The 3,469-nt window shown below is 37.5% G+C and carries 4 protein-coding genes and 1 pseudogene; 1 reads left to right on the top strand and 4 read right to left on the bottom strand.

All coding sequences use genetic code 11. From position 1 onward, the window contains the following. A pseudogene (locus ACZFYI_RS17615) lies at positions 1–435 on the bottom strand (hypothetical protein); the annotation flags it as partial. 54 nt (positions 436–489) lie between these two features. Beyond that, positions 490–1,059 (bottom strand): YqgE/AlgH family protein, encoded by a 570-nt coding sequence (locus tag ACZFYI_RS17610; protein ID WP_462525435.1) that lies wholly within the window; start codon positions 1,057–1,059, stop codon positions 490–492. A gap of 92 nt (positions 1,060–1,151) precedes the next feature. Here ACZFYI_RS17610 and pdxH point away from each other — a divergent pair, with 92 nt between their 5' ends. Continuing rightward, positions 1,152–1,787 (top strand): pyridoxamine 5'-phosphate oxidase, encoded by a 636-nt coding sequence (gene pdxH, locus ACZFYI_RS17605; protein WP_462525434.1) that lies wholly within the window; start codon positions 1,152–1,154, stop codon positions 1,785–1,787. 20 nt (positions 1,788–1,807) lie between these two features. Here pdxH and bshB1 read toward each other — a convergent pair whose 3' ends face one another. Together bshB1 and ACZFYI_RS17595 are read right to left on the bottom strand one after the other, a co-directional pair. Next, complete coding sequence (gene bshB1, locus ACZFYI_RS17600; protein ID WP_462525433.1) at positions 1,808–2,524, bottom strand: bacillithiol biosynthesis deacetylase BshB1; 717 nt, start codon at positions 2,522–2,524, stop codon at positions 1,808–1,810. Between the two features lie 36 nt (positions 2,525–2,560). Continuing rightward, a partial coding sequence (locus tag ACZFYI_RS17595) for a peptidoglycan DD-metalloendopeptidase family protein (protein WP_462525432.1) occupies positions 2,561–3,469 on the bottom strand: 909 nt, incomplete at its 5' end.

The raw sequence follows: 3,469 nt of genomic DNA, 5'->3' as shown, positions 1-3,469 counted from the left end.
GTCTTCCTCAGAAGGTCTATATTCAAAATCGTCCGAAGTCCCACCATTATTAGTGAATTCCTCTAAAGCTGATTCTTTTTCTTTTTGAAAAATCTCGTCAAAATGAGTCTTTATTTCATTTACTGTACCATCTATCTTCAGGTACTTTTCGGTCTCCAATAATTGCTTTAAAGCAGATAAAAGTTGATTTTTGGAGAAATCTGAATAATCAACCGACTCCGCAATTTCCTCCTCATGTTCATGCTCGACGACTTCAGGTTCAGCTTGGTCAACTGCTTCAAGTTCAGCTTGGTCAACCACTTCAGGTTCAATTTGGTCGACCACATCAGGTTCCAAAATTTTTTCACTTTCTATTGAATTACCCTGTACTTCTTGAATTTCTTCATTGGTATGGGTCACCTTGTCTTCTTCAGACACTTCTTTTTCATTGCTCATAATAATACTGATACTTTTTTGCAGGACGTCTAAAACAAAAGTAATAAAATTGGATCAATTTAGCCTTGGATCAATTGGATAATTTGCCAAAAGCTGAAATTCACCGCCCATGTTTTTCAAAATATTTCTCCATAATTCTACAGCTGAATCATTAAAAATATATTCGGGCTCAATTTTTTCACATACAATCCATGTTTCACCTTCCAATTCCTCATCTAGCTGTCCCTCCGTCCATCCTGAGTATCCTATAAAAAAGCGGATATTTCCATTGTGAAACTCACCATTTTTAAGTTTTTGAGTAAGGATTTCAAAATCTCCTCCCCACCACAAGCCTTCTCCAAGCGCTATACTTCCCGGGAGTGCTTCATTTCCTGTGTACACAAAATGGAGAGTATTCTGCTCTACCGGGCCTCCGACATATACATCAAAGTCCAAAAAAAAGAAATCCTCAACGAGCTCACTTATTTTCAAAATGGATAATTTATTTAAGACAAGACCAAAAGATCCATTTTCGTTGTTTTCACATAAAAGTATCACGGATCTTACAAAATTTTCATCCTGTAAAAAAGGTTCAGATATCAGTAGCTGACCTGCTAATGGCGTTTTTTTGAAGCTTTGGCTCATAAAAAAAAGTGTTCGATTATTTTTCTTAAGTTATATCTAAATTTTATAAATGCAATAAGTCTGGTAATTTTAGAATTAAAATATAAAATCTTATGAAACTGGCAGATATTCGAATTGATTACACATTAAAATCGCTTGATGAAAAAGATGTTAATTCATCTCCAATTGATCAATTTAAAATATGGGTAAATGAAGCGCATCAGTCTAAATTGCATGAATTGAATGCCATGCACCTTTCTACTGTCCGTCCTGATGGAAGGCCTAATTCGAGAATTGTACTACTTAAGGATGTGGATACGGGTTTGGTATTTTTTACTAATTATAAAAGCACTAAAGGAAAAGAGCTTGAAGCCAATCCATTTGCGGCTATTACTTTCTTCTGGCCTGAATTGGAAAGACAGATAAGATTTATGGGGAAAGTGTCAAAAATCACTCCAAAGGAATCTGATGATTATTTTTTTTCGAGACCTTTTGCAAGTCAGGTAGGAGCCTGGGCTTCTCCCCAGAGCGAAGTTATTCCTGACCGAGCCTACCTTGAAAAGAGAGAGTCCGAAGTACGGCAAAAAATAGCCAAAAACACCATTACCAGACCTGAACACTGGGGTGGATACAGATTGATCCCGGATGAGGCGGAGTTTTGGCAAGGTAGACCAAGCAGGCTTCACGATAGAATCCATTATCAAAAAGAAGCTGATGGTTCATGGAAAATCGAAAGGCTTGCCCCTTAATGACTAAGGGAATAACTGATTTATTTGAGGTCAAATAAATCAGTTATTCCCAAGGTTCTTTCTACTGTAAATCCTTCTCCATATTTGGCCATGATGCTATGACCAAATTCCCTTGAACGTGCCTCTATAAAGTCTAAAAATTCCTCAGATGAAATAAAACTTTGAGGTTCCTTGTTATTAGGATCGTAAAACTGGGACCGGAAAGCTTTTATACTTTCAATTTTTGTTTCCCAAAAATCTGTGATATCGACCACAAAATCAGGCTTGATAAAATTGTTCTGAATATAATGATACACGTGTTTTGGTCGCCAAGGATCCTGAACTGATCCTTCTAATTCAGTTTCAATTTTCCTAAGCCCACTCATAAAACAGGCGTTGGAAGCCACTGCACTGCCTTTTCCATGGTCTGGGTGTCTATCAGTAATAGCATTTGCAAGAACAATCTCAGGCTTATATTTTCTGATAATTTTTACTATTTCAAGCCTGTGGCTGTCATCGTCTTTAAAAAAAATATCTTTGAAGCCCAAATTTTCCCTAACAGAAATTCCCATGATTTTTGAGGCGGCTTCAGATTCCTGCAAACGGAGTTCGGGCGTTCCCCTGGTACCCATTTCACCTTTGGTAAGGTCAAGGATCCCTACTTTATAACCTTTGGCGATTTGTGCTGCAATTGTCCCTGAACAAGCCAATTCTGCATCATCAGGGTGCGCTGCAATAACAAGAATATCTAATTTCATATTTTTTGGATTAACCTTCAGATTACATTAATCTGTCTATTTTACTCTCAGCCTTCTTCCCACTTTTAAAATAGTATTGGTTGATATGCCATTCAACCTCGTCAAAGTGCTGACTCGGACTCCGTACCTTCGTGCGATGGAACTTAAGGTCTCACCACTTCTTACTCTATGATAAATTGCTTCTTGTGCTTTGAGTACATGATCAAAACTAGAAGAAGTAATGTCATAATATTGACCTTTGATACTTCCAAGGTTAAAATCAAACACTTCCGTTGGATTAATTGAGAGGCCCTGAAACCTGATCTCAAAATGCAAATGAGGACCCGTGCTTCTTCCTGTATTGCCTCCCAAGGCTATCAATTCACCTGCTTTTACTTCTTGGCCTACTTCTACCCGGAACTTCGACAAGTGGCCATAGAGCGTCTCTAAGCCATTTTTATGCCTGACTACTACATAATAGCCATAGCCATTTCTATCATATGAACGAATTCTGACGATTCCATCAAAAGAACTATATACAGGATCACCTACATTCAGCTTAAGGTCAGTACCATGATGCCAGCGGTATCTTCTAAATCCAAATTCAGATGTAATTCGGGTTTCTTCCAAGGGCATCTTCCAATCTGTCCCAAAAAAAGGATCAAACAACTTGATCTGAACAGTATCTTTAAAATCCTTTGGGTTGAAATCGTATATATTTATTTTTTTACTATCCCATGCCGAGTAGTATTCGAAAGCTGTAACCCAGATACTATCTATAAGTACCTGTTCTGAAACTTGAACCAATTGATTTGTAGGTGCCCAATCCAGGGAAATTGTATCCTCAGAAACAATACTTAAGCGTCTTTTTAAATCAACGTAATCCTTATAAAGTAAAGAGTCTGTTGATTTGGTAATATCCTCTAGATATTTATCGGGGTCAAAAAGTCTTAAATCCCGTAGCAA

Source organism: Aquiflexum sp. (assembly GCF_977115555.1).
The sequence above is the reverse complement of the archived record's forward strand: the minus strand, read 5'-3'. Positions and strand labels throughout refer to the sequence as shown.

Bases quoted from the DNA above. Each gene is read 5' to 3' on its own strand.
- ACZFYI_RS17610 (WP_462525435.1), bottom strand. From the start codon at position 1,059: ATGAGCCAAAGCTTCAAAAAAACGCCATTAGCAGGTCAGCTACTGATA.
- pdxH (WP_462525434.1), top strand. From the start codon at position 1,152: ATGAAACTGGCAGATATTCGAATTGATTACACATTAAAATCGCTTGAT.
- bshB1 (WP_462525433.1), bottom strand. From the start codon at position 2,524: ATGAAATTAGATATTCTTGTTATTGCAGCGCACCCTGATGATGCAGAA.